Annotated in this window: 22 protein-coding genes and 2 pseudogenes; 8 read left to right on the top strand and 16 right to left on the bottom strand. The window is 65.3% G+C overall.

Translation table 11 applies throughout. The features are described from left to right. Window positions 1-9: 9 nt before the first annotated feature. Genes K940_RS0107695 through K940_RS0107650 form a run of 10 tightly spaced genes read right to left on the bottom strand, consistent with a single transcriptional unit; the run spans window position 10 to window position 9,528 of the window. Window positions 10-990, bottom strand: coding sequence for an ROK family protein (locus K940_RS0107695; protein WP_028477051.1), 981 nt, complete (start codon window positions 988-990; stop codon window positions 10-12). Continuing rightward, a complete protein-coding gene (locus K940_RS0107690) occupies window positions 987-1,631 on the bottom strand; it encodes an HAD-IA family hydrolase (RefSeq protein WP_036527859.1) in 645 nt (214 codons plus the stop codon). The genes K940_RS0107695 and K940_RS0107690 overlap by 4 nt, the downstream gene beginning before the upstream one ends. Then, window positions 1,628-2,497 (bottom strand): TIGR03619 family F420-dependent LLM class oxidoreductase, encoded by an 870-nt coding sequence (locus tag K940_RS0107685; protein ID WP_028477049.1) that lies wholly within the window; start codon window positions 2,495-2,497, stop codon window positions 1,628-1,630. Before K940_RS0107685 ends, K940_RS0107690 begins: the two co-directional genes overlap by 4 nt. Beyond that, window positions 2,494-3,315 (bottom strand): VOC family protein, encoded by an 822-nt coding sequence (locus K940_RS27390; protein ID WP_155980783.1) that lies wholly within the window; start codon window positions 3,313-3,315, stop codon window positions 2,494-2,496. Before K940_RS27390 ends, K940_RS0107685 begins: the two co-directional genes overlap by 4 nt. After that, complete coding sequence (locus tag K940_RS0107675; protein WP_028477048.1) at window positions 3,312-4,211, bottom strand: NADP-dependent oxidoreductase; 900 nt, start codon at window positions 4,209-4,211, stop codon at window positions 3,312-3,314. Before K940_RS0107675 ends, K940_RS27390 begins: the two co-directional genes overlap by 4 nt. Then, on the bottom strand, window positions 4,208-5,023 hold the full coding sequence (locus K940_RS0107670) for an SDR family oxidoreductase (RefSeq protein ID WP_028477047.1): 816 nt from the start codon (window positions 5,021-5,023) through the stop codon (window positions 4,208-4,210). Before K940_RS0107670 ends, K940_RS0107675 begins: the two co-directional genes overlap by 4 nt. Next, a complete protein-coding gene (locus tag K940_RS0107665; protein WP_028477046.1) occupies window positions 5,016-6,020 on the bottom strand; it encodes a zinc-binding dehydrogenase in 1,005 nt (334 codons plus the stop codon). Before K940_RS0107665 ends, K940_RS0107670 begins: the two co-directional genes overlap by 8 nt. A 9-nt stretch (window positions 6,021-6,029) precedes the next feature. Further along, window positions 6,030-7,253, bottom strand: a complete 1,224-nt coding sequence (locus K940_RS0107660) for an MFS transporter (protein WP_028477045.1) — start codon at window positions 7,251-7,253, stop codon at window positions 6,030-6,032. Beyond that, on the bottom strand, window positions 7,243-8,295 hold the full coding sequence (locus tag K940_RS0107655) for a 3-oxoacyl-ACP synthase III family protein (RefSeq protein ID WP_028477044.1): 1,053 nt from the start codon (window positions 8,293-8,295) through the stop codon (window positions 7,243-7,245). Before K940_RS0107655 ends, K940_RS0107660 begins: the two co-directional genes overlap by 11 nt. 6 nt (window positions 8,296-8,301) lie before the next feature. Beyond that, on the bottom strand, window positions 8,302-9,528 hold the full coding sequence (locus K940_RS0107650; protein WP_028477043.1) for a sedoheptulose 7-phosphate cyclase: 1,227 nt from the start codon (window positions 9,526-9,528) through the stop codon (window positions 8,302-8,304). Window positions 9,529-9,754: 226 nt separating this feature from the next. Here K940_RS0107650 and K940_RS0107645 point away from each other — a divergent pair, with 226 nt between their 5' ends. The 3 genes from K940_RS0107645 to K940_RS0107630 all read left to right on the top strand — a co-directional run bounded on the left by K940_RS0107645 (window position 9,755) and on the right by K940_RS0107630 (window position 13,001). Next, window positions 9,755-10,357 carry a TetR/AcrR family transcriptional regulator gene (locus K940_RS0107645; protein ID WP_028477042.1) on the top strand — a complete coding sequence of 201 codons (603 nt, stop codon included), beginning with the start codon at window positions 9,755-9,757 and terminating at the stop codon, window positions 10,355-10,357. 979 nt (window positions 10,358-11,336) lie between these two features. Continuing rightward, entirely contained in the window at window positions 11,337-12,515 is a 1,179-nt protein-coding gene (locus K940_RS0107635; protein ID WP_028477041.1) for an aminotransferase class I/II-fold pyridoxal phosphate-dependent enzyme, read from the top strand. 186 nt (window positions 12,516-12,701) lie between these two features. Next, window positions 12,702-13,001, top strand: coding sequence for a transposase (locus K940_RS0107630; protein ID WP_028477040.1), 300 nt, complete (start codon window positions 12,702-12,704; stop codon window positions 12,999-13,001). Between the two features lie 968 nt (window positions 13,002-13,969). On the opposite strand, the gene K940_RS0107610 is transcribed toward K940_RS0107630, so the two are convergent. The 4 genes from K940_RS0107610 to K940_RS0107595 form a co-directional block, all read right to left on the bottom strand. Beyond that, window positions 13,970-15,031 carry an acyl-CoA desaturase gene (locus K940_RS0107610; RefSeq protein WP_028477037.1) on the bottom strand — a complete coding sequence of 354 codons (1,062 nt, stop codon included), beginning with the start codon at window positions 15,029-15,031 and terminating at the stop codon, window positions 13,970-13,972. 543 nt (window positions 15,032-15,574) lie between these two features. Then, complete coding sequence (locus tag K940_RS0107605; RefSeq protein ID WP_028477036.1) at window positions 15,575-16,138, bottom strand: flavoprotein; 564 nt, start codon at window positions 16,136-16,138, stop codon at window positions 15,575-15,577. Between the two features lie 13 nt (window positions 16,139-16,151). Continuing rightward, a complete protein-coding gene (locus K940_RS0107600; protein ID WP_028477035.1) occupies window positions 16,152-16,661 on the bottom strand; it encodes a hypothetical protein in 510 nt (169 codons plus the stop codon). Between the two features lie 62 nt (window positions 16,662-16,723). Continuing rightward, a complete protein-coding gene (locus K940_RS0107595; protein ID WP_028477034.1) occupies window positions 16,724-17,164 on the bottom strand; it encodes a hypothetical protein in 441 nt (146 codons plus the stop codon). 63 nt (window positions 17,165-17,227) lie between these two features. Between K940_RS0107595 and K940_RS32250 the strand changes: the two genes are divergently transcribed. The 3 genes and pseudogenes from K940_RS32250 to K940_RS27380 form a co-directional block, all read left to right on the top strand. Further along, the gene (locus K940_RS32250; RefSeq protein ID WP_028477033.1) at window positions 17,228-17,848 is read left to right on the top strand and encodes a hypothetical protein; all 621 of its coding nucleotides are present in this window, start codon (window positions 17,228-17,230) and stop codon (window positions 17,846-17,848) included. 166 nt (window positions 17,849-18,014) lie between these two features. Next, window positions 18,015-18,506 carry a hypothetical protein gene (locus K940_RS0107585; protein WP_028477032.1) on the top strand — a complete coding sequence of 164 codons (492 nt, stop codon included), beginning with the start codon at window positions 18,015-18,017 and terminating at the stop codon, window positions 18,504-18,506. A gap of 865 nt (window positions 18,507-19,371) precedes the next feature. Beyond that, window positions 19,372-20,287: pseudogene (locus K940_RS27380) on the top strand (IS256 family transposase); the annotation flags it as partial. Between the two features lie 11 nt (window positions 20,288-20,298). Here the strand turns inward: K940_RS27380 and K940_RS34100 are convergent. Next, window positions 20,299-20,523 (bottom strand): annotated as a pseudogene (locus K940_RS34100) (Mov34/MPN/PAD-1 family protein); the annotation flags it as partial. Next, window positions 20,517-21,887: a salicylate synthase gene (locus K940_RS0107575; RefSeq protein WP_028477031.1), complete on the bottom strand. Its 1,371-nt coding sequence runs from the start codon at window positions 21,885-21,887 to the stop codon at window positions 20,517-20,519. The gene K940_RS0107575 and the pseudogene K940_RS34100, both read right to left, overlap by 7 nt. Window positions 21,888-22,097: 210 nt before the next feature. Here K940_RS0107575 and K940_RS0107570 point away from each other — a divergent pair, with 210 nt between their 5' ends. Next, the gene (locus K940_RS0107570) at window positions 22,098-23,045 is read left to right on the top strand and encodes a UbiA family prenyltransferase (protein ID WP_081706216.1); all 948 of its coding nucleotides are present in this window, start codon (window positions 22,098-22,100) and stop codon (window positions 23,043-23,045) included. Window positions 23,046-23,198: 153 nt separating this feature from the next. Then, entirely contained in the window at window positions 23,199-24,173 is a 975-nt protein-coding gene (locus tag K940_RS27375; protein ID WP_196812133.1) for a sensor histidine kinase, read from the top strand. The last annotated feature ends 37 nt before the right edge of the window (window positions 24,174-24,210 follow it).

Raw genomic sequence — 24,210 nt, 5'->3', positions numbered from 1 at the left:
TTCGGTCCCTCAGTGTTTGGTGACGGTGAGCGTGCCCTGGGCCATAGCTGCCGCGCCATCCAGGCTGTCGATATCGCCCGGGCGGCAGACCCGGACATGGTCGCCGAACCATTGCGCGCCGTATCCGGCGTCCGCATAGGAACGTGCAATCCCGAGTTGGCGGGCCAGCTCGTCGCGATACACCGAGCCCAGGCCCTCGACATATCCTCCACCCAGACCGAACAGATCGATGCGCGGATCGAAACATCGCAGCGACCGGATCAGCTCCGCAATCGGTTCCACCACCAGCGTCAAGACCCGTTGTGCCAGCGTGTCACCCGCCAGAACCCGGGCACTGAGTTCCGAACGCAACACGGGCGCACCAGCGACGCCGAGAGCTTCGGCCAGCCGGGGCAATGCGGGCCCGGCAGATACCGCAGCAACGTGTCCGGATCCGCCGCATGGGCAGGGCAGTTCACGGACGATCTCGGCCGCGGAGCTGACGGCGGGCAGATGCCCGACCTCGCCCTGCATGCCATGGGCGTCGACCGGCACCGATCGCTCGGTCAGATCCGCGATTCGCACAGCGATCCCGCTGCTGATGGTGAAGTAGGCGACACGTCGGTCGTCGGGCCGGGAGAAACGTTCGACGAAACTGGCCAATCCGGCAGTGACGTCATTGATCACCTGCCACGCGGCATCCGGCCGCCGCTGCCGCAACAGTCCGGCCAGCTGGAGTGGTTCGGTGAGTTCGCCTCCCCAAAGGGGACCCGAACCGTGCACGATCCCGTATTGCTCGTCCATGGCCGCACCGCAGGACATGGTGACGACCGCGCCTTCGGGTATTGCCGTGCACAAGGTGTCGAGCAGGTCGTCGATCAGTTCCGCAGGTTGTGCTCCAGGGCGGTTGAGCACGCTCGGTGCCGCAAGCTTGGTGAGCTCGCTGCCGGTACGGATCCGCAGCCAGGTGCCGCCGAGATCGACCGATGCCTTCGGGTGGACGGTGGTCATCGGCTCACCTGTACTTCCAGGCGGCTGCCGGCTACGCGCACGGTGACCCTGGTCAGGTCGGTGACCGCATACGCCGCAGCACCACCGCCGACCGCCACGGGGATTGCGCCGGAGCGGCGGGCCGCATCGAGTCCCGTGGGGGAATCCTCGAACGCCACGCACCGGTCGATGCCGGCGCCCAGCCCGGCGGCCGCCGCGAGGAAGCCCTCGGGATCGGGTTTCCCGGCCCGCACGTCTTCGGAGCAGATCAGCACCGCCGGCTGGGGCAGCCCGGCGGCGGCGAGCCTGCGCCGGGCCATTGCCCGCGATGCGGAGGTCACTACCGCCCATCGCCGGGCGGGAAGCCCAGCCAGCAACCTGCGGGCTCCAGGGATTTCGGTGACATTCGGTACCGGCGATTCCTCGAGGGTCCGCAGCCAGGCGAGTTCCGCATCGAGATCACCTCCAGCGGGCAGCACCATGGAAATGATGTCCCGGGCCACCCGCCCGGGCAGCGCGGCCCGTACCGCGTCGGGTGAAATACCGTGCCGGGCAGCGAATTGCAGCCATACCGCATCGATTGCCGCAGCCGAGTCGACGAGGGTTCCATCCATGTCGAAAAGCAGTGCCTCGGCCAGCAGGGTCGTGCCGGTCTCGCTCATTGCATCTCCAATACTTCTGCCGCCAGCCGGAGCAATTCCAGGTCCTCTTGCCACGAACGGCGTAATCGCTGATCACCCGGGTCGGTGTCGAGCACGATCGTGTCCGCGCCGAGATCGCCGAGGAATTTCATGTCGGCCCGGATCTGGCCCGGCGTTCCGTACCCGAGCGGGCGTATCGCGTCGGGGATCGGATCGGCCGCTGGGAGGAAGAACACCCGCGGGGCAAACAGCTTTCCCTTCAACAGTCTCTGCGTCCCGGCCGCGCAGGTCTTGCGACTGGGATGCAAGGGATGCCAGGCGGTGCCGATCCGGTTCACCCGGGCGAGTGCGGCAGCGCCATTGCCGCCGATCCATAGTGGCGGATGAGGTAGCTGGGCTGGCTTTGGGCCCGTGTGTATCCGATGCGCTGCCTGCATGCCCGGATATTCGATCGTGGCCGAGGTCCACGCGGCGACGAGAATATCGAGAACACCATCGGTGAGCCGGCCGCGTTCGTCAAACGGCACACCGAGCACGTCGAAGGCCGCCGGGGCCCAGCCGGCGCCGACTCCGGCGATGAACCGCCCACCGCTGAGCTGATCGATCGTCGCTGTGGCGCGTGCAAGGGCGATCGGATGCCGATGGGTACCGATCAGGACACCTGCACCGAGCCGGATGGTGCTGGTCTGCCCGGCCAACCAGGCCAGTGTGGCCAGGCTGTCGAAGAACGGAGCCGGCGAGCGACGGTGGGCATCATCGGTCAGGGCGACATGATCGGAGACCAGGACCGCATCGAACCCGGCCCGCTCGGCCTCCGTAGCCCAGGTCACCATCCCCGCGGGTGTGATCTGCGGGCCGAAATTGGGCAGGTTGATCCCGTACTTCACCGCACCGCCGCCGCTGATACGTAGATGCCGAAATCGGTACGTGCCAGCGCATTCCCGGATTCCTGGGAGGTTTCGGCGCGATCATCGAGGGCGAGGTAGTTACCACCGAGCCGGTTCAGCGGCCTGGCTGGGCGCTGCGGCCCGGCACGATGCTGGAATAGTTCGAGATTGAGCCCGCCGGCGGCCACCATGGCCATGACCGAGGTGCCCTCGGCCTCCGCTCCGAACTGTGCTCTCATGAAGGCGCGATCCGCAGCGATCTCGGTGCGCAGCACGAGCCGGCCCCGATGCGCGCGTGCCAGGTAGCTCACGGCAGCTTCGAGGTCGGACACGCTGTATCCGCTGTGGTCGAGGCCGAGCAGGGTGGGGAGGGCAGCATCACCAGGTGCATGATGGCCGTGGAAAAGCCGTTCGGATGTGCCGGCGAAGTAGCCGGGAGTCTCCGGCCACTGCTGGAGCTCGAACAGCGTTCCCCAGGGAGCACGGAAGTAGATCCACCGGTTGCCGCGGATGGGGCCGTCCGGGACCGTGATGACGTCACCGAGCACATCGAGGTCCGGCAGCTGGTGTAGATACGTCACCGCAGCATCGATATCGGCGACCCGGAAGCACAGATGGTTCGTGCCGATGTCGATGATGCTCGGTGGATCTTCCGAGGTCGAGGTGTACAGGGAAACTTCGATACCCGGCTCGAAACGCACCGTCGCCGCGGTGTGGTCCAGTGAGGCCGTGCCGACCAGATCATCGAAGAAACGCAGGGCCCGAGCGGGGTCTGGTACGGCTATACCGATGCGGTGCAGCGGGTCCGTGGTGTTCATGGGATCAGCAAAACCTTTCCACGCATGCCACCGGCACCGAAGTCCTTGTGCGCGGTGGCGGCTTCTTCCAACGGATACCGCCGGCCGACCGCCACATCGAGCTGCTTGTCACTCACGGCGGCGGTGAGTACGGCCAGTTGTTCGCCGCTTTCGGCGACATAGCTCTTACGTGGAGTGATTCCGCGGGTGGCGGCGGGTTGCTCGTTGTCGTCGATGGCAATGAACCGACCACCGTCGCGCACCGATCGGATCGAAGCAGCAATTCCGGCGGTATCGACGACCGCGGCGTAGCTGGCTTCCGGGAGCCCCGCGACGGTGGTGAACATCCGCCCAGCGCCGAGGAGGGGCAGCTCCCCGGCGTCGGAGGCGCGGGCGAGGCCGTCGACATCGTGCCCCCCGGATCGCAGCAGCTGCACCACGATGCGGCCGACCGCACCTGCCGCGCCGGTAACCAGTACCGCGGATCCGTCCGGCAGCGCCAGCTTGTCCAGAAGCTGCAAGGCGGTGAGTCCGGCGAGCGGAAGTGCCGCCGAATCCGTGAGTGGAATCCCGGTGGGTGCCGGGGCGAACAATGAAGCGGGTGCCGTGACCGACTCGGCGTAGGTGCCGTGGCCGCGGACCGGCTGGGCGATCATCCCGACAACCCGATCCCCGGGTGCGAATCCGGTTACGGAGCTGCCGGTTTCGGAAATCACCCCGGCGACGTCCCAGCCGAGGACGGTGGGAAAGGACAGTCCGATGGGGAGGAATCCGGAGCGGGTTTTGAGATCCACGGGATTCACCGCGGCGGCGGCCACACGGATCCGGATATCGTCGGGTCCGGTCTCGGGCTCGTCGATCTGGCCTATACGCAGCACATCCGGTCCGCCGGTCCGGTCGATCATGGCAGCTTTCATATCGCCCTCCTGTTCGGTTCACCGCCGGAGTGCCCGGCATGTCGTGCGTTCGCTTCCGCGGCGGTCAGGATCAGGCCGCCATCGGCGGTGATCGAGGCCCCGGTGATGTAGCTGGAATCCGGACCAGCCAGATAGGCGATCAGCGAGGCGATTTCGGCGGTGCCACCCGGACGGCCCAGCGGAATCGCGGGGCGGGCGATCTCTCGGTAGCGCTGCTCGTCTGCGACACCGTTCATGGCGGTCGCGGTTTCGCCCGGTGCGACCGCATTCACCCGGACACCATGTGTGGCGAACTCCAGTGCGAGGACTTTCGTGGCCATGCCCAGGGCGGCTTTGCTCGCGCAGTACAGTGCGCCACCGGTGATCGGCACTGTCTCGTGGATGGAGGTGACATTGATGATGCTTCCGGGTATCCCGGCGCCGATCATGTGCCTGCCGACAGCCGAGGCCAGCGCGATCGGCGCGAAGGCGTTCACCGCGAACACCTCGTGCGCCCGATCGGCATCCAATGCGGTGGCCGGGGTACGGTCGTTGACCCCTGCATTGTTGACCAGGCAGCTCACCGGCCCCGTAGCATCGATCGCTGCCATGATGGCGCCGGTCGCGGTGGAATGGTCGCGCAGGTCTGCTCGTACCGGCACGCACCTCACCCCGAACCGTGTGGTGAGATCCGCGGCCACTCTGGCGATCCGGTCGCTGCCCGAGGAATAGCCGAGCAGCAGCCGGTAGCCGCGTTCCGCCAATGCGGCGGCGGCGGCCCGGCCGATGCCGCTGCTCGCCCCGGTGATGAGCGCTGTTGCTGGTTCAGCCAATGCCGATCACCACCTTCGGCCGGGCGCGGCGGCCGGCGAGGAGTTCGAAGGCGCGGCCGACTTCCGCCAGCGGGACGACGGCATCGATCATCGGTGTAAGCATGCCGGATAGATCGTCGAACAAAGCGACCGCGCGGGCATACTGGTCGACTCCATGGCGCACCCCGGCGATTTGGATGCCATTGAGCGCGATCGACGCCGGCAGTACGGCTTCCGGTTGCGGGGAGACTCCTACCACGAGGCAGCGCCCGCCCGGCCGTAGTCGCCGTACTGCCGTGCCGAGTGCCCCTGGCGCGCCCGAACATTCGAGTACCACGTCGTAGCTGCTGCCCGCGGCCTCGGCGCTGAGGAATCGGGTCCGATACGACCCGGCGACCAGATGCGCTGTGTTCGAACCTGGTTCGGCGATATCGGCGGTCACCGGATACCGGGACAGCACCGCCGCGGCGAGGCTGCCCATGGTTCCGGCACCGATGACGAGTACTTCGTCACCAGGCTCCAGATCTGCGGCCTCGATCGCCTCCAGGACCGTGACCAATGGTTCGATCAGCACATGGGCCGGGAGCGGCCGCGCCCGCCCGCTCCCGAGCGAGATCACCGCGTGCCGTGGCATCGTGAGCAGCTCGGCGGCGGCGCCGGTCCATCCGTAGAGTCCCACCTCTTTCAGCGCCGAGCACAGATTGCGCCTCCCGGAGAGGCATTCCCGGCACGATTGGCAGCACAGCATGGTGCTGCCGGTGACGATCTCGCCGGGTGCCAGATCGGTCACCTGTGCTCCAGCCGATCGCACGGTGCCGACCCATTCGTGGCCGAACCGGTGTGGAAAGCCGGCGCGCCCGTCGGCGAGATACTGCGCGGTGCCGTGCAGCAGTTCGAGGTCCGTGCCGCACAACCCGACATAGCCGACGGCGATTAGTACTTCCGATAACCCGCATTCCGGGGGCGGTACATCGATGACCGTTGCCGAATGCGGCCGGTCTATCACAGCGGCGCGCATCGTCACCGCCTATTCGGCGGGCGCCGGCGTCGCCGCCAGTGCCCGCCGGGTACTTTGCGTGCTCACCGCTAGCAGTGCGACACCGACCGCACCGAGCGCCGCCCCGGCGAATGGCAGCACCGATACCGATGCCCCGCGGGAGAGCATTTCCGATCCGATCCATGCCCCTACGGCATTGGCCAGCTGAAAGCCGGCGATGTTCACCGTTGCGGCGAGGTGTGGTGCTTCGCTGGCGGCACTGATCAGTTTGGAGGCCAGCGGCGGGATGATGGAGAAACCGGCTGCGCCGAGGACGAACAACCACGGTGCCACGAACCAGCGCTGCCCGCCGAAAACACCCAGTAGGGCCAGTGCCACCACCAGCGCCGCCAGTGAGCAGTAGAGAGTGCGGTCGATCGACTTGTCGGCGAAGTGGCCGCCGAGCTGGTTTCCGACCACCGATCCAGCGCCGAATACGAACAGCAGCAGCGTCATGGTCGCCGGCGAAAAGCCGGAATGATCGACGAGGAACGGCTGGATATAGGTGAAGACGACGAACAGTGCCGCCTGGCTGAGCGCGGTCAGCCCGAGCGCCCACAGCACCGGCCCTTTGGTGAACACCGATATCTCGGAGGAGATACTGCCTGCCGGATGTGATGGAGCCCGGCGTGTCGCCAGCAAGAGCGCGACCGTGACGATCGTCTGGAAGACCGCCACGAGCACGAACGACCAGCGCCAGCCCAGCTGGTTGCCGACCAGTGTGCCGAGCGGTACACCGAGCACGGTGGCCAGGTTGAGGCCCAATGCAACCCGGGCGATGACCCTGCCCTGGAATTCGGGCGCCACCAGCGAGGTCGCCAGCACCAGGCACAATGCAAAGAACGTGGCATGCGGTAGCGCGGTGAGGACGCGGAACACGACCAGCACCGCGAAGTTCGGCGCCAGCGCAGTGCCGACATTGCCGATGATGAACGCCGCCATCGACCCGGCAATGAGCGGGGTACGCCGGATACGTGCGGTTGCGATGGTCAGGAGTGGGCCGCCGATGGTCACGGTTGCCGCGTAGATGGTGACCAGTAGCCCGGCCGTGGAGTCGGATACATCGACATCGCCCGAGATGTCCTGCAGCACACCGGCGACCAGGTATTCGACCGTGCCCACTCCGAACACGGCGAGCAGCATCAGTAGGATCGCCTTGTCGGCATCGACGCCGCGTGCGGGTGCGGCGCCCACGGTGGTCTTCTTACCGACCATCCCGGATGTCCTCCTTGTCGTCGTCGGCGCCGGTGTATTCCACGACGGCGCACCCCCAGGTGAAGCCCACGCCGATTCCGGTGAGCAGCAGTCGGTCTCCCGCATCGAGCTGTCCGGAGCGGTGCATATAGTCCAGACCGATGAACGGATCGGCGGCGCCGGTGTGGCCGATCTCGCGCCCCCGGGCCGCCAGTGTCTGTTCCGGATGCAGCTTCAGTGGTTCCAGACACTGCTTGCGCAACAGCACACTGCCGAAGTTCGGCAGGATCCAGGTGCTGATATCGGAGTGCTCGCTGCCCGAATCTGCCAGCGCTGTTTCCGCGCAGCGGGACAGGGCCGCGCCATTGCGGGTCCAGAACTCATCGATATCCCGGGTTGCTGTGAAGGCGGCGACCCGGGCGCGCAGATCGATCGGCGAGTCGGCACCGTACTGGGGCATGGATGTCGGCTCCGATCCCCGGTGCATCTGCTCCAACGCGGGATCGCTGACCACTGACGTCGACCGGATACGGAAGGGGCCGCCGTCGTACCCGAGTACCGCTGCACCGGCCCCGTCGCCGTAGACCAGTCCGCTATCGGAGCTCCAGCGATCGAACATCGGGAGCTGCCAGGCATCGGACGCGGTCACCACGCCCTTACCTTTGCCCGCACACCAGCGTCCGACCATCTCCATGCCCACTATCCCGCCGGCGCAGGCAGTACGGATCTCGATCGGTATGCAATCGCCGATGCCGAGCTGGTCCTGGATATAGGAGCCGCAGTTCCAGGCTTCGAGACCGTTGTGCAACACCACCGCATGGACGAGTAGATCGATGTCCCCGGGGTCGGTCCCCGCGTCGCAGAGGGCGGCCCGGCCGGCCAGTACCGCCATTTCCGGCGCAGTTTCACCGCGATCGGGGTCGGCCACGACGGCTGAGATCTGCTTCGTCTTCTGATGTTCGATTTCGTCGTAGCGGCCTGCTGCAACCATTTCCGTGGCGAATTCACGCTGCTGAGGCAGATATGATCCGAAACCCTCGATATAGAAATCATCCCAGCGCATTCCGGCTCACCCCGCATCCGCGAACTTGTCGCCGATACGCTGTGCCGCGGCGGCAGCGAGATGATCGAGCCCGGCGGCGAGTTCGGCGGGGGTGACATCGTTGACGAACCGGTGCCGTCCGATCCCGAGCGGTAGCGGCAGCCGCTGCTGACCGTCTCGGTGGCGCACCGTATCGGCCAGTGCGGCATCGAGGATACCGGGGCGGGTGAGTACCTCGTCCCAGATCGGAAGGCGCAGCTGGGTCATCACCGAAAGGATCTGGTCCAGTTCGGCCCCGCTGACATCGCCCCGGCGGAACCCCAGCACACTCGTGAGAGCCATATCGATGCAAACCGCCTCCCCATGTAGTAGACCGGGTAGTGCCGTGATCTCCAGCACGGGACTGAAGGTATGGCCGTAGTCGACGCAGCGTTCCAGGGTGGTTTCCCATAGATTCGGCTGCAGCTCCTCGAGCATCAGATGGATCGCCTCGGTGACGACCTGCCTGGCCGCCTGATCGGTTTGCGGGGTGGTTCCCTGGAAATGGTCGGCAATCAGTTCCGGGCCGAATTTCTGAAGTAGGGTAAACAATTCCGCTGACTTCACCAGTGCCAGCTTGAGAATCTCGGCGAGACCGTTGGCCAGATGCCGGTCATCGAGAGTACGTAGGAAGGTCCGGTCGGCGAAGGTGGCGATCGCGGGGGCATAGGTCCCGATCCGGTTCTTGCCTCGCTCGTAGTTGACCCCGGTTTTCACCCCCACTCCGGCGTCGACCAGCCCGACCAGGGTGGTCGGAATCCGGATGTAGGGCGTCCCGCGCCGGTACAGGCTGGTGGCGAAGCCGACCACATCTAGCAGGACCCCGCCGCCGATGGCGATGACCGGTTCCCGCCTACGGTCGATGCCGAATTCGTTCATCTTGTCGACCACTCTGGTGACCGACTCCCAATCCTTGACGGTTTCGTCGGCATGCACCACGAGGATCGTGGCGTCGACCCCGTTCGCGGTGAACCACGCCGCTATGCGGTCGCCATGCAGGGTGGCGACATTGGAATCGATGACGACCAGACGTCGATCCCCAGCTGCCAGCGGCGCCTCGGGACATGCTCTGAGCAAGGCGGTTTCGGACGGGTCGAACAGATCGTTCACAGCGATCACGTGATATCTGACCTGTTTGACCGACTCGACCGTCCATGTGGGTTGTATCGAGAAGCTCTGACTCAGACCATTTTTGAGCATTGCAACACTGCGCATGGTGCATCCAATCGAGTCCAAAGAAGCTGAATTCCTCTGGTAGCCCTGCAAAACGACCACGAAGTCATTTATCGCCGCCCTCGGTCCGGGCCTGCTGTGACCGGATGGCGAGGATGCTTGGCCCCCACTAGGCACCATACATTCATTTATCGATCACTACACGAGTAGTATCGGGGTGCCACGCAGTGACATCTGTCACGTGCACATTCGATCCGGGAGGAGTACTGTGCCGGGAAGACCGGGCCAGGGCCGCAAATTCGACTACGACACCGCATTGGACCGGGCAATGCACGCTTTCTGGCAGTCCGGCTACGAAGGCACCTCCATAGCCCAACTCACCAGGGAGATGGGCATCAACCCGCCAAGCCTGTATGCCTCGTTCGGCGGCAAGGAGGACATCTTCTTCGCCGCAATCGACAGGTACAACGCCACCCGCGGTAGCTTTCTGCGGCGCGCCTTCGACGAGATCGAACACTCCCCGGCACTCATCCGCCGCCTGTTGTTCGGCGCTGCACGGGCCTATGCACCGGACGGTTGCCCTGGAGGTTGCCTGATAATCAACAGCGCAGTAACCGTCAGTGACGGCAATCAGCATGTCGCCGACCGTCTGCGCACCATGCGCAATGCCAACATCGATCTGCTCCGGGAACGGCTCGCGGCCGATCGCGCTGGGCAGCGGATTCCGGAAGAGGTCGACCCGCGCGCCGTTGCAGAATTCGTAGGTGCGGTCATCCAGGGTATGTCTCAGCGCGCCCGGGACGGGGCCGATCACGAGACTCTTCGCGGCATGGCTGCAACGGCATGCAGCGCACTGCCGTTCGGTAGGTAGTACCTTCCCAGGCACCCGCGGAGCCGCGTTTGTGCATTCCATGTCGAACTTGGTGCGGGACAGAAGTTTACAGAATGTGATCTACATGACGCAGCTATCCCGTGATCAGAGGAGGTGCTTCGTTGTGCCTGATCAGCAGGTGCCCGCACGGCCGCCAGGGATGCTGCCGCGCCGGGCTCCCTAGCCGGAATCTGCATCCAGAGCGTTGCTAAGAAATGCTCGGCGCTGTACCTTTCAGTCAGCGCCCAGAACGACCGGGTGATCGATGCAGGGGGAGTGCATGTATGAACACGCAGACAACACCCCATGGTGGCACTGGTTTCCGGATCATCTCCCGCCGGATGCAGGTAGCCAACGGTGCGACACCGGGTTTGCCCGGATATGCGGAAGGCATTCCGGTAATTCTTGCTTCAATTTCGCAAGGTTGTCTCCGGAACTGGGAAGTGCTCTGTGAAAATGCATGAAGTGCATGGCCTTTCGGGAAATCGGCCGACGGTGACCGGGATGCCGGCTGGATCGCCGGGTGCCCGATGCTGTGGAAATAGCTTCATGCTTCTCTGTCGGTCGGGGTTTCTATCTTGTTCACCGAGAGCAATCTCTCCCATAGTCTGCAATTCCGTATCGATCGGCGCACATATCGCACGACTGTGATCGAAGCGAAGCGCAGAAACGCAGCGGGTGGGTTTCGTACTGCTCGTGATCGCAACTGTCAGGAGGAATCGGTGCTGGCGATTTCTTGTGGGGCTTCTATAGGAATCGGAGGTGCTGGTTGATTCTGCTGGAACACCTGCTGGGAAGTGAAGTGCCATGGTGGGTGAATGGGCTGTTCGAAGCGGCAGCCGGCGAAAATGGGGTCGGTATAGGATGAGCCGCGTCACGGGTGCGCCGGCACTGGCACCGCCGATTCCGGATGCTGCCACATGGAGAGAGTTTCATCCGCGACGCGCCGATGCAGGCCCGCAGGGGGAGGCTGTGCTCGATGCACTGGTCCGTCGCTGAACAGGTTGCCGGCGAGAGCGCTTTCTCCCAGCTGCACAGGCTGCTCGGAGCAGCCCGCCCGCCCGCGGCGACCGAAACGATCGAGCTGCATCTCGGCCAGCCTTCGCTGATCACCCCTGCTCCGCCCTTGCTGGACCCGGCATTGCCCGGTGACTGGAACCTGTATCCGCGGCCCGGCGGCAGCGACGAACTCCGAGATGCCTACGAGCAATGGCTGGAACGCCGGTTCGGTATCGATGGCGCGGCGCAACAAGGCCTGCTGGCCATCGAGCCGACACCCGGTTCGAAACAGGCAGTTTCGGTGGCAATCCAGCAGGCGGTGAGTGCCCCGGGGCAGACGGTCGTCCTGCCCAACCCCTGCCATCCGGCGTATCTGCACGCGGTCACTGCCGCCGGAGCATGGCCGGTGTTCTATCGGCCGGGTGGCGTGGGCATCACCTCACTGCAAGCTGCCATCAGTGCTTGCCGGCGGGCCGCTGCGATCGTCGTCTGCAACCCGGGCTCACCCGGCGGGGAGACCATATCTCGCGTCGATCTCGAGGCGATCGGGCAGCTGGCGAAATCGGCTGGGGCCGTCTTGATTGCCGACGAGTGCTCTATCGACCTATACCTGGACTACCCCGTCCCGGGCGTGATCGAGCTCGCGAGTTGTCCAGATATGGCCGGATTGCGGTTCGTTGCGGCACACTCCCTGTCCAAAAGATCGGCCGCCCCGGGATTGCGCAGCGGATTCATCGCCGGTGATCCGGGATCGGTGGGCCGATATGCTGCCTACAACCGCGTGTGCGGGGTGTCGCCATCGGAAACGGCCTCGGTGATCGCAGCCAGGTTGTGGTCCGATGACCATCACGTGGCCCGCGCCCGGCAGGCGCTGCGGAGGAACTGGGATCTGGCCGGCGAGATCCTCGGATACCACCAGGGTTACCGGCGGCCGCCCGCCGGGGTGTTCCTCTGGTTGCCGGTGGCCGGAGATGATCAGGTCACCAGGTACCTGTGGTGTGAGCATGGGCTGAAGGTAATGCCGGGACGCTATCTGGCCAGCCCGGATACCGCCGGTGGGAATCCCGGTGAGAACCATATCCGCATTGCGCTCGTGCACCGGGAATGTGTGATGGAGGAGGCACTGACCAGGCTGAGCGGCGCATTGCGCTCCTGGTGAGCGAAGCCGGAGTAACCAGTGGCGCCGGGCAACGCCCGTTGGGGTAGGACCCCATATCGCCAGCTGCAGCGGCGCGGACACTGGGGGAGAGGAATTCCCGACTTGCCGCCGAGGAGTCAGGGTGAGGTTCCCCCGCTTTCTCGGAGGGCTCTGATTGTAGTCCGATAGGATCGGAAAGAGTCATTCGTGGCAGCACCGAAGAAGTACCCGGACGAGTTGAAGGCGCGGGCAGTGCGGCTGTATCGGGAGTCCGACCCGAAGCCGACGATCCGGAAGCTGGCCTCTCGGCTCGGGGTGCATCACGAGGCGTTGCGGCTGTGGATCCGTCAGGCCGAGGCCGGCGAACGCGACGATCGGCCGACGACCGATATGCTGGCCGAGAACCGTGCCCTGAAGAAGAAGGTCGCGCAGTTGGAGCGTGTCAACGACATATTGCGCTCTGCGAGTGCGTATTTCGCCTCGGAGCTCGGCCAGACCCGGCGGTGATCATGCGGTTCGTCGAACAGAACAGCCAGCACCCGGTCGAACTCCTGTTGCGGGTCTTGGGCATCTCGTCCTCGACCTAACGGGCCAGTATTCAATGCAAGTCGATGATGCTGTGCTCGGTGTCACGAGTGCCGGTACCCCCAGCAGGCAATCCGGGCATTGCCCACCCAGATAGCCCGGATACTGGCCCAGTTCTTCGCGTTGCCACGCGCTGTAGCGCTCCCGCGGTCATAGCAGCCCGATGCCCTCGGACACGGCGCGCCAGTCCCAGACCGTGTCGGAAGCCCGGTCGCATTGAGCTGGTCGGCGAGATCGTAGACATCGGGGATGGAAGCCGCGTTTCGCCGAGATCAGCACCGGGCAACCCCTGCCGCAGCAGCCCGATACTTCCTCGTACGACGGCGCTACGCGGCGGTTGCCGGACGGGGCGGTAGTCGAGTCCAAGGAACAGCGAAGCTCGTTGTACCGCAACGTCACTGTCACTCGCCGGTCGGGAGTGCAGATCGAGGTCAGTTCCACCGGTGCCTCCGATGAGCCTCTGCCGTGTGCGATGCTGGAGGAGATAGCCCTGAATCCGGGACTCGAGGTGTCGCGATAAGGGCGATCCCCGGGCTGCGCAATTTCGTGCTCGCCACCGCGAGGGGTAATCACCAGCGGGTGCGGTGGTGGTCCCCTCGCAACCTGAGGACAGTACGCCCGAGATCACTAGAACCACGCGGATTCCGCTCCGGGTTCCGCCGTCAGTTCCTGCCGGTATCGACCGATCGGACTTCGGCGTTCGAGCAGTGCCCGGACGTCGAGGTGCGAGCGCGTGACGACGGTCGCCGTGTAGCGACCACGTTCGAGACGCGTCGATCCAGTAGTGACCGTCGCGGCTCGGTGCGGTGCCGTTCGGTCAGCGGATCTCGGCGGCCTGGGTGACTGCTGTTGTGCCATCAGCCAGTTCGACCGGCACGGCAACTCGGTGATTATCGACGTCGGCTGTCGGAGGTGCGCAGAGGAGCACCGACACGATGCAAGTGTCTCAGCGCTTCGCGGTAGGAGGCGATCAGCCCGGTTTCGTGGTAAGGCACACCGATTTCGGTGCAGTATTCGCGGACGATCACCTGGGCGTGACGCAGGTGAGGCGTCGGCATGCTGGGGAACAAATGATGCTCGATCTGATAGTTGAGCCCGCCCAGGGCGAGGTCGGTCAACACACCACCCCGCACGTTGCGGGAGGTCATCACCTGGCGACGGAGGTAGTCGGGCCGTTCATGGCCGGTCAAGGTCGGCATGCCCTTGTGGTTCGGGGCGAAGATGCATCCCATGTACAGGCCGAAGAGGCCCTGGTGGACCGCAAGGAACGCGAAGGCCTTGTCGGCGGGCAGAACCGCGAACAGTGCGGCCAGGTAGGTGGCGAAGTGGCCGAACAGTAGTGCGCCCTCCCAACCGCGGTGTTTGATCGACCGATTTCTGAGCGCACGTACCCCGGCGACATGGAGATTCAGGCCCTCCAGCAGCAAGAGGGGGAAGAACAGGAATGCTTGTGCCCTCCCGATGAGACGAGGCAGACCGCGGCTGGCCCGTGCCTGCTGTTGTGACCAGACCAGAATCTCGGGCGCGACATCGGGGTCGAGCGCTTCGTGGTTCGGGTTGGCGTGATGCCGGGTGTGCTTGTCCTGCCACCAGCCGTAGCCCAGTCCGATCCCGGCGTTGCCGACGAGCCGTCCCACGAGCTCCGCCGCGCGCCGTTGCCGAAAGACTTGGCGGTGTGCGACATCGTGCATCAAAAGCGCGATTTGAGCGAACACCACGGCCATGAACCCCGCGACCAGCAGCGTCCACCACGAATCGCCGATGAGCACGAATGCCGCCCAGCCGGCTGCGAACGCGACTCCGGCGAGGCCGAGCCGGACAGCGTAGTAGAACGGACGCCGGTTCATCAGCCCCGCGTCGGAGATCCGGCGCAACAGACGGGCGTAGTCGCCGTGGGCGCCGCGCCGTGGTGGCCGGGCGGGTGGCTGGGGGACCAAGGCAGGTGTCGTCATAGACCTTCCCGAGAGCTGAGTCGGAGACGCCACCTCCGTTCGCCGGCTGTGTCGGCCGGTCGATGCCGGATCGGGGCGCCGATTTCGATACCCCGAAGCTATCGGCTGGATTCTCGTTGCCCGTAACCCTCTGGTATGAAATGAAGTCGGACCCTGGGGTGATATCAGACCGCTGATCGAACGAACGTGGAGCGGGCGAAAACAAACCTCACCGCGACGGTTGCGACCCGGATGCAGGATGTGCTCGCCGCCGACCAGCTTCATGGTGACGGGCGCGTGTTGCAGGATCTCCCTTCGCCAGCGTGCGCCCAGCTCCGCCGAGTGGGTGGCGGTCACGCTACTCGCGTTCGAATGCTCTCGATCCTCGGGCGGCACACAGTTGTTCCCGCGATTCGAAGGGAAGATCATTCGATGACCAACCTCGACACACGCCCCAATCCGGAACTCCTGGATCGTGGTGCGGGCGAGGAACGTCCATTTCTGAGCAACCGCGCTCGTTGGCCTGTGCACACCGGTCGGTGGCATATACGAAGGGTCTCTCGCCTACTTCGGTAGCACCAATCGTGGGTGATCGAGCAGGGAGCGCCAGGCCAGCGCCCAGGGGAACCGATGGATGTGGTCCGCACCGGTTCCCGGTTCGTGCTGCTCGTAAACGTCGTCTCCGACGAGCACGGTGACGCCCCATTCCGAGAGGTTGCGCATCGCGTCCTGGATGGCGGGAAAGCGGATCTGCCCCCGGTTGGAGAACGGCATAGCCACCACGGGCAGGCCCTTGCCGACCGCTTCGACCAGCAGCCCGAGCGGAAGGGTGTCGGAGATGCCGGCTGCCCATTTGGCCAGGGAGTTGCAGGTTATCGGCGCAACGATCATCGCGTCCGCTGGTGGTAGCACATCGGGTGCGTCTGGTTCCTTGTACCGGCTGCGCACCACATGCCCGGTCTTGGCCGTCAGTGCTTCGGTGTCGATGAAGCGTTGGCCGTCGGGGGACGCGATCACGCACACGTCCCACCCGTCGGTCTGGGCCAGATCCACCAGTTTGCCGATATCCCGTGCTGCCGGAGATCCGGTGACGATCGCGTACAGCACAGGCGCGCCGTTGTCGTTCATGGCTCCCATGGTGTCAGCTGCGGACTCCGCACCACGCGGCGAAGTTCGCCAGGCTGTGCGCGGACCGGGCATCGTTGGCCGCGAGTGCGCGCACGGTTTCGTGCACCTGCGGGTGGTAGCGCGTCAGCTGTGGCGCGATCCGTCGCGCGGTGTGGAGCGCGTCGAGCGCGTGACGACGGTCGCCGTGTAGCAACCACGCTCGAGACAGGTCGATCCAGTAGTGACCGGCGCGGCTGGGTGCGGTGCCGTTCGGTAACCGGATCTCGGCGGCCCGGGTGACTGCTGTTGTGCCATCCGCCAGTTCGACCGGCACGGCAACTCGGTGAATATCGACGTTGGCTGAGCTGAACTTGGTTCCGTAGCAGTTGGCGCGTTCCTGTCCCGGCGCGGTCGAGGCCGCTGCCTCGGCCAGGTGCGCGTCGGCCAGGTCGGCATCGCATGTGCGGGCAGCCAGGATGGCAGCGCGGAGATGCAGCGCGCCCTGTACAGCCGCGCCCGCCGCAGCTGTCGGTGCGAGATCCACGAAAGTTGTTGCTCGGTCGATGGATCGCAGCCCAACCTGATAGGAGCCGTCGAACAGCAGGATCAGCGAGTGGTTCCATTCCGCGACAGCGGCGCGCAGGGGGTCATCACCACGGGCTGCCCAAGCGCGCGCGCCCGTTCGTCGGCCAGGTGCGCCAGGTCCAAATGCCCCAACCCATACAGCGACACAACGGCGAAGGAATACGCGGCCGAAAGGAGTTCGTGCGCGGCGGGCCGGTCGGCGGTCGGAAGATCGGACACCGCGCGGTGCAGGTGCCTCAACACATCGGGCAGGGTGCGCACCGCTTCGGCGTGTTTGGTTCGGCGGTCATATTCCTTGACCTCGGCAACGGCGTGGCGGAGGTCGGACAGGCTGAGCGGGTCGGTGTCCAGCTCCGGGTCATCGCCCTCGACCAGTGCTTGCCGCAGCGCCGGAACCCCGGCCTGCTCGGACGCTGGCGAGGCATTGCGGACGCCATAGGGCTGCTCGGTCAGGTCCGTCACGCTCACCGACAACGCGCGCGCTCGAGCATCTCCAAGTCTGGGCTGCTTCTGATTTCGGTCCCGGTGGCAGGTCTCCCGACAGGTTCCGGGGCGGGGTGGTTCGAGTTCTCCGGTGACGCTTTCGCTGCCATTGCTAAGCAACTGGTGCGTCTACTCGGTAACCCGGATCGCCATACGGTTGGCTCGGTTCCAGCGCTGACGTGGCTCGGTCTCCGGAATCTCGTGGTGAGCCTGGAGGTCGATGGCGAGGAGATTGTGCTGTGGTTCCGGAACCCGGTCTACCAGGAGTGGTTGGACGATGCAGAGGAAGCCGAAGCCGAAGCCGACGCGGACGACGAAGACGACGAAGACGACGAAGACGACGAGTATGACGACGATGAGCAGCAGGGCGAGGAAGACACTCCACGCGTCAGGAGAGCACGACTGGCCTCCGCATCGTGGGGACACCTGTCGGCGGGGCTGGCCGCCACTCTGTCCGGAATGCCCATCCACCAAGTGGTTACGTTCAAGGCCTCGGGAGGAAGGTTCGTTCGATTCGAGTATGTCCAGTCGGCCAAGCGTGGTGTCGAGTTGCGGTGCAACGTAGCTCCGAACGTCGAGATCGACGACCGGTTCAGGATGACTGCCGATGACGAGTCGCGATTGGAATCTCCATGTCGCGGAGCCGCTGGAACTACAGGTTGAGGCGTGGATCGACTGGTCCAGCAAAGCGGCAGATCTGGGCTCACTGGATCTTGTCACTGAGTAACCGCTCAAACAGCAGGCTGAAGCGGTCACTGCGCCCTGATGTCCTGTAATGCCGCGACCCGCGTGCTTTGGCTGTGCCGAACGCGCTCGGTAGATTGCGCACGTGCATATTGATTCGCCCGCCGAACGGCCGGACGGGGGCTGGTCGGTCGCCGTCCACGGTGCGCGACCGACCGAGTTGGTGCGAGCCTTCGATCCGGAGCTGCGGTATGTGGTGATCGAAGGTCATTCCCCGGTCACCCCCGGATGGCACCGTCTTCCAATGGCCTTGACCGATAAGAACGAATCGATTCGAACACGAACGGTTCGGCGAATCCGCTTCGACATATGCATGAGTCCCCAGGAAGTCATCCAAGCCGGACCGGAGCTGGACGACAGCGACCAGGGCTGGCTCTACGCGTGGCAGGTACCCACCGAGCCTCCTCGGGACTTGGTGCTGAGCCACAAGGAAGGCCGATCGCGAAGGGCCGCCATGGAGGGTATCGGTGTCACGTTGCTCATCGACCTCCCGCACCGCGCCGAGACGGCCATCCTGTGGAGCCCCGATCGACACGTGCTGGATGCCTCGCTGGAGCGGATTCGCTCGAACGGATGAGGTATGTCCGCACCTACTGCCCCCGCCGACTTGGGCTCAACCGAACGCACTACATTGCCGCATACCGCGCGCATCCCACCCGCCCGGGGACTGTTCTTCTCCCTGCTTCCTCATACTGGCCGCCCTCTGTGGAAGGGAGTCGGGTCAAGGGTGGGCGGATGCCCATCGGCGTGCCAACGCGACGAAGGAGCGCCCTTGATGCGGCTTCCTGGAGCGAGGCAATTGGGCCGATGAGGAGGCGGGGAGTTGCCATCGTGAGGAGTTCCGGCCTCCGAGACGGTGACACCGGTGATCGAGTCGGCTGCCTTCGGACTCCGCGGCTGGATGCGCCGGCCGATTCTCATCGGAGGTCAGGACGGCCGACCAAGCGCGGTGCCCGAGCTGTCCTCGCTCTTCCGATCCTGTCCGTTGCTTGAAGTGCCTCAATAGGATTCCCGGCGGCGGCGCGCACGCGCCGCCCTTGATCCTATATCGCTAAATTCGGCAGCCGACCGCGTTGGGAACCGGGGAGGCTGAATAGAACGGCTGAAACTCCCGGCTGTCGATACGAACCGCGCCGTGCTTACTTCGCCTGGTGCGGCCGGACGATGGCTATGGTCTTGTCGTCGTGGCGCTTCGATCGCGGCAGCCGAACGCCGTCGGGATCGGTGTCGGCTTCCCATCGGTGCGTGCGCCCCAGCAACTGCGCAAGGCCGTGATCATCGAGTCCGGCGACTTCTTCCCAGGAGATTCGCAGCGGCGTAAGCGGTTCCACGGCCCCGGCTGTAGCGAGTATCGCCCAGTGCACTCGATCCAGTGGATATCGGCGGGTGATCGAGGGCTGCGTCCGGCAGAGTGGTGTACGACCGACGCTGGGCCGAGTCTGAGCGTGATGAACGCCGAAGCCGACGCGATATGCGGCGCGGACTATCGCGAACGCAGCACCGAACGCGTCAACTCCCGCAACGGATACCGGCACCGCGACTTCGACACCCGGGTGGGCACGATCGATGTCGCGATCCCGAAACTCCGCCATGGCAGCTGCTTTCCCGACTGGCTGCTGGAGCGCCGCAAACGCGCGGAACGGGCACTGACCTCGGTGGTGGCGACCTGTTGTCTGCTCGGGGTCTCGACGCGACGGATGGAGAAACTCGTCGAATCCCTCGGTATCACCTCGCTGTCGAAGTCTCAGGTATCGGTGATGGCCGCCGACCTGGATGCCCAGGTCGAAGCGTTCCGTACCCGCGCCCTCGATCAAGGGCCGTACACGTTCGTTGCCGCTGATGCCCTGGTGCTGAAAGTCGGGGAGAACGGGCGCGTGGTCAACGTCCACTGCCTGGTCGCGACCGGCGTCAACGCCGATGGCTACCGCGAGATCCTCGGAGTGCAGGTCACCTCGAGCGAGGACGGCGCCGGCTGGCTGGCGTTCTTCCGCGATCTGGTCGCCCGCGGCCTGACGGTGTTCACCTGGTCACCTCCGATGCTCACCGCGGTCTGGTCGCCGCGATCGGGGCCACCCTGCCCGGCGCGGCGTGGCAACGCTGCCGCACCCACTGCACCGTCAACCTCATAAGCATCTGCCCGAAAACCTCGTGGCCGTGGGTGCGGACTTCGTGCACTCGGTGTTCGATCAGGCAGACTCCGAATCCGTTCACGCACAATACGATCGGATGCTCGATGCCTTGGCCGAGAAACTCCCGAAGGTCGTCGAGCACCTCGACACCGCCCGCGTGGACCTGCTGGCCTTCACCGCGTTCCCGAAACAGATCTGGCGCCAGATCTGGTCCAACAACCCCCAAGAAGTGGCCGAACAGTAGTGCGCCCTCCCAACCGCGGTGTTTGATCGACCGATTTCTGAGTGCACGTACGTGGCGGTGTGGGAGTGGTAGATGACCACCGGTTCCTCATTGAGCATCGGCACGAACCGATGCGGCCGATCCGATCCGGCAGGACCCGCGATCACACCACACGCCTCGTCGGGATGGTCCTGCCGTGCGTGCTCGATCATGGCCCGCACCAGGTTCGCCTGGATCACCAGCTTGATCGACTCGACGTGTCGACCACGGCGGTGGACCGCGCGACGGGAATAAGGAAGCGGGCGACGCTGCCGAGTTTCTCGCAGGTCTCCTCGAATTCGCGATCGGGCGTCGACTGCGCCACAATGCCCGCCCCCGCCTGCAACCAGGTGGCGCCGGCCTCGCGGTAGACCCCGCGCAGGACTAGGGCCGCGTCCATCGTGCCGTCGTGGCCGACCGTGAGCACGGACCCGCCGTAGAGCCGGCGCGGCCCGTCCTCGGCGGCGCGAATATGCCTGCGGGCGGCCAGCTTGGGCGCGCCGGTCGCGGTGACGGCGGGAAAGGTCGCCTCGAATGCGTCCCACGCGTTGCGGTTCGGGGCGAGCTTTCCCGAGACCCTGGAGCACAGGTGCTGGACCGAGCCTCGCTCGCGCACTGTCATGAAGTCCTCCACGGCGACGGTGTCCGGCCGGCAGACCCGGGTGAGGTCCTCGACCGCGATCTTCACCGAGATCGCGTGCTCGTAGATCTCCTTGGGATCGCGGAGCAGATTCAGTCGCAGCCGTTCGTTGTGCGCGTCGTTGCCCGCGGTCAGCGCGCGGGTGCCGGCCAGGGTTCGGGTGACCACGCGTCCGTCGGCGGCGACCGTCAGGACGATCTCTGGGCTGAATCCAGTCGCCTCGACCCCACCGAGCCGCAGCAGGAACGACCTGGCCGGGGTGTTGCCACGACGGCCGGCGAGGCAGGTATCTATCAGGTCGATCTCGTCGTCGACTGTGATCCGCCGCGACAGCACGACTTTCTCGAGGTCGTGTTCGCCGATTGCCGCGATCGCGCGCTCGACCTGCCGCCGGTAGGCCTGCGCGCCATGTTCGGGCACCCGGATCGGCGTCCACTGGGCAGCAGTGGTCGGGGTGGCGTCGAGTACAGCCGCGGCGGCCGCCGCGGCCGCGGCCGTATCCGTCGATCGGATGTGCGCCGAACCCTGGGTCAGGTGCACCAACACATGCGGAATCGACAGGTGGAGCAGGGGTCGGTCGTCGTCGGTGGTGATCCCGGCGATGGCATCGGCGAGCTCGAAGGCGGCCCAGCCGTAGGCCCGCCACCCCGGCACCCCGACGCTGTCGAGCAGCTCCTGGACCGCGGCCAGCGGCGAATCACCCCAGGAGCGTTCGGCCCGCACCGGACCGCGCAGCCGCAGGCCGTGCCGATCACCGATGACCTCGGCGCGGCACCCGCGGGCGAACGTCCATTCCTGACCGGACTCGTAAGCGACGAACTCGTCTTGCGCTGCGGCCGCGGCCAGCCGCGCGATCGCGGCGAGCGGTTCGTCGGGTAACGGAACGGAGAGCTCCTGAGAGCTCGTTTCGAATGTTGGGTTCACCATGACTCCCCTCGAGTCGGCGACAAAACGGTACGCCGGACGAAATCTTAAGGTGGTTGACACGGTGCTCCAAGGGGGTGACGACTGCCCCACGCCGCGGCGGCGGCGGATTCGCTGGCCTATTCCGCGCACCCGTGTGACGCGGTCATTTCTGTGAAATACTTTTTTTCGCAAAGTATTTCGATTTATCAGGAAACCCTTGGCGTGTGCGGAATGACACAGGGGATACGGCCCGGACGCCTGCGGACTTTCCGCACGCGCCCCACGTCGACGCCCCTGGCGGTACGAGTGGCCGGTGCGGGCCAAGCCCTGTGGCTCTGTTTCGTCGAAGCCCGCCCCACGGTGCAATCGATGTTCGTCCTGCGGTTGGTCGTCGGCGGAATGCTCTGCGACACAGTGCGGTTCACCGCCGATATCGTGCGCTGTGGTATCGCATGGCTGCTGGCCATCGCGAGCTCCTACATCTGGAACGGGTGCTCCGACCTGGTCTCGGATCGGATCAACGGGTCGGGCAGGCCGCTGGCGACGGGCATGCTGGAGCGCGCGGTCGCGTTCCGGGTCGCCGCGGCCACGGCGGCCGCGAGCCTGGTCCTGAGCGCGCTGGTGTCGGTCGGTCTGCTGCTGCATACGATCGGCGCCCTGCTGCTCGGCTACGCGTACTCGTTCGGCAGGCATGCGCTCAAACGTGGCGCGGTCGGCGTGACCTTCACGGCAGTCGCAATTGGTGTGCTGAGTTTCGACGCCGGGCGGGTGGCGTTCGGCGGAACGATCACCGCCGAGTTCGTCACCTTCACCGCCGGGTTGACGTTGTGGCTGGTCATTGGCGGTGCGGTCAAGGATCTCGACCATTTGCCGGGCGATATCGCGGCAGGCAGGCGTCCCTTCTTCGCTAGGGTCGGGTATCCGCGCGGCAGCGTAGGCGTGGCATGCGGCGCTGTGGTTCCGTCGGCGGGCATTGCCTATGTCGCGTTGGTGAGCGGGGTGCCGCTGAAGGCGGCGGCCGTCGGTTCGATCGTCGGTTCTCTCGCGCTGTGGGTGTGTCCGTGGCGCGGATTCACCGCGAATACACCGGCGGGCAGGCGGCGGCCGTACCGCGCGTTCATGCACACTCAGTATGCTGCTCATCTGGGTTGTCTCGTAGAGCTCGGGCTAGCTGCATGACGATCGCACTGTTATTGTCCGGCAACGTCTTCGGCTGGGTGTACGATGAAGCGAGTGCACCTGGGGTAGAAACGGGCGGATGTGGAAGATTGTCGTAACACGACTCTCTGTACGGAAATCGCGCGACGTGCCGACTCGATCGTCGCCGACTACGTGGCACGGCTGAAAGAGATAGACAGTCCGCTGGTCCAGCCGGAGGTGGTCGACAGTGTGGTGCGTCAGGCGCATTCCATTCTGCAGAGCCTGGCGGAGAACCGATCGGCCGAAGCCGCCGAGCTGAGCCGGCGCATCGGTCATGCCAGGGCGGTGGGGGGCGTTCGGCCTGCGGATTCGCTTCGGGCGGCGGCCCTGCTGTTCGATACCACGCTGCCGGTTGTTCGTGATGTCCTGATCGAACACGACGCGCTCGACGAATTCGTCGGTGTCGTCTCGGTTCTGCACGATGCCATCTACGGCCGCGTCCTCGCCGCGGCGGTGTCCTACGTGAATCTGCTGCTCACTCAAATCTATGAGTCACACTTCATGGAGCGTCGACGGATCGCGCGCGAACTCCACGATCAGGTCGCCCATACGATCGCGGTGGGCATGCAGCAGCTGGATCTGCGGTCGATCGACCTGTCGCGGCGTGACGGTGACCGCGCCGACGATCGGCTGGAAACCCTGCGCGAATCCCTGGTCGAGGCGCTGGTCATCGTCAGGGAACTGGCGGGCGATCTGCGCCGGACACCGACGAGGGACGGTTTCGGCGTCGCCCTGCACCGGTACGCCGACACCGTGGCAGTCAAGGGCACCGACATCCGGGTGGGAATCGACGGCGATCTGGAATCGATCGCGCTCGAGGTGCGCGACGAATTGTATTTCGTTGTCCGCGAGGCGATCCGCAACGCGGTGATACATTCGCGGTCCGGCGAGATCCTGGCCCACGTGGTCATGTCGGACAGCGTTTTCGAAGCCGTGGTCGAGGACTTCGGTGAAGGATTTGACCCAGAGAAGGAAGCGAACGACGAGCGCGGCACTCGCAGCGGACTGACCTCCATGCGGGAACGGATGGAGATCCTCGGCGGCACGTTGAAGATCGTCAGCTCGCCTGGCTTGGGGACCAGGATCACCGCACAGGTCCGGTTGTAGTCTACGTGGGGGGAATTATGGCCAAGCCTGGGCAGCA

This window comes from Nocardia sp. CNY236 (assembly GCF_000482385.1).
Lineage (GTDB): Bacteria > Actinomycetota > Actinomycetes > Mycobacteriales > Mycobacteriaceae > Nocardia.
This window is presented reverse-complemented; position numbering and strand designations above follow the sequence as displayed.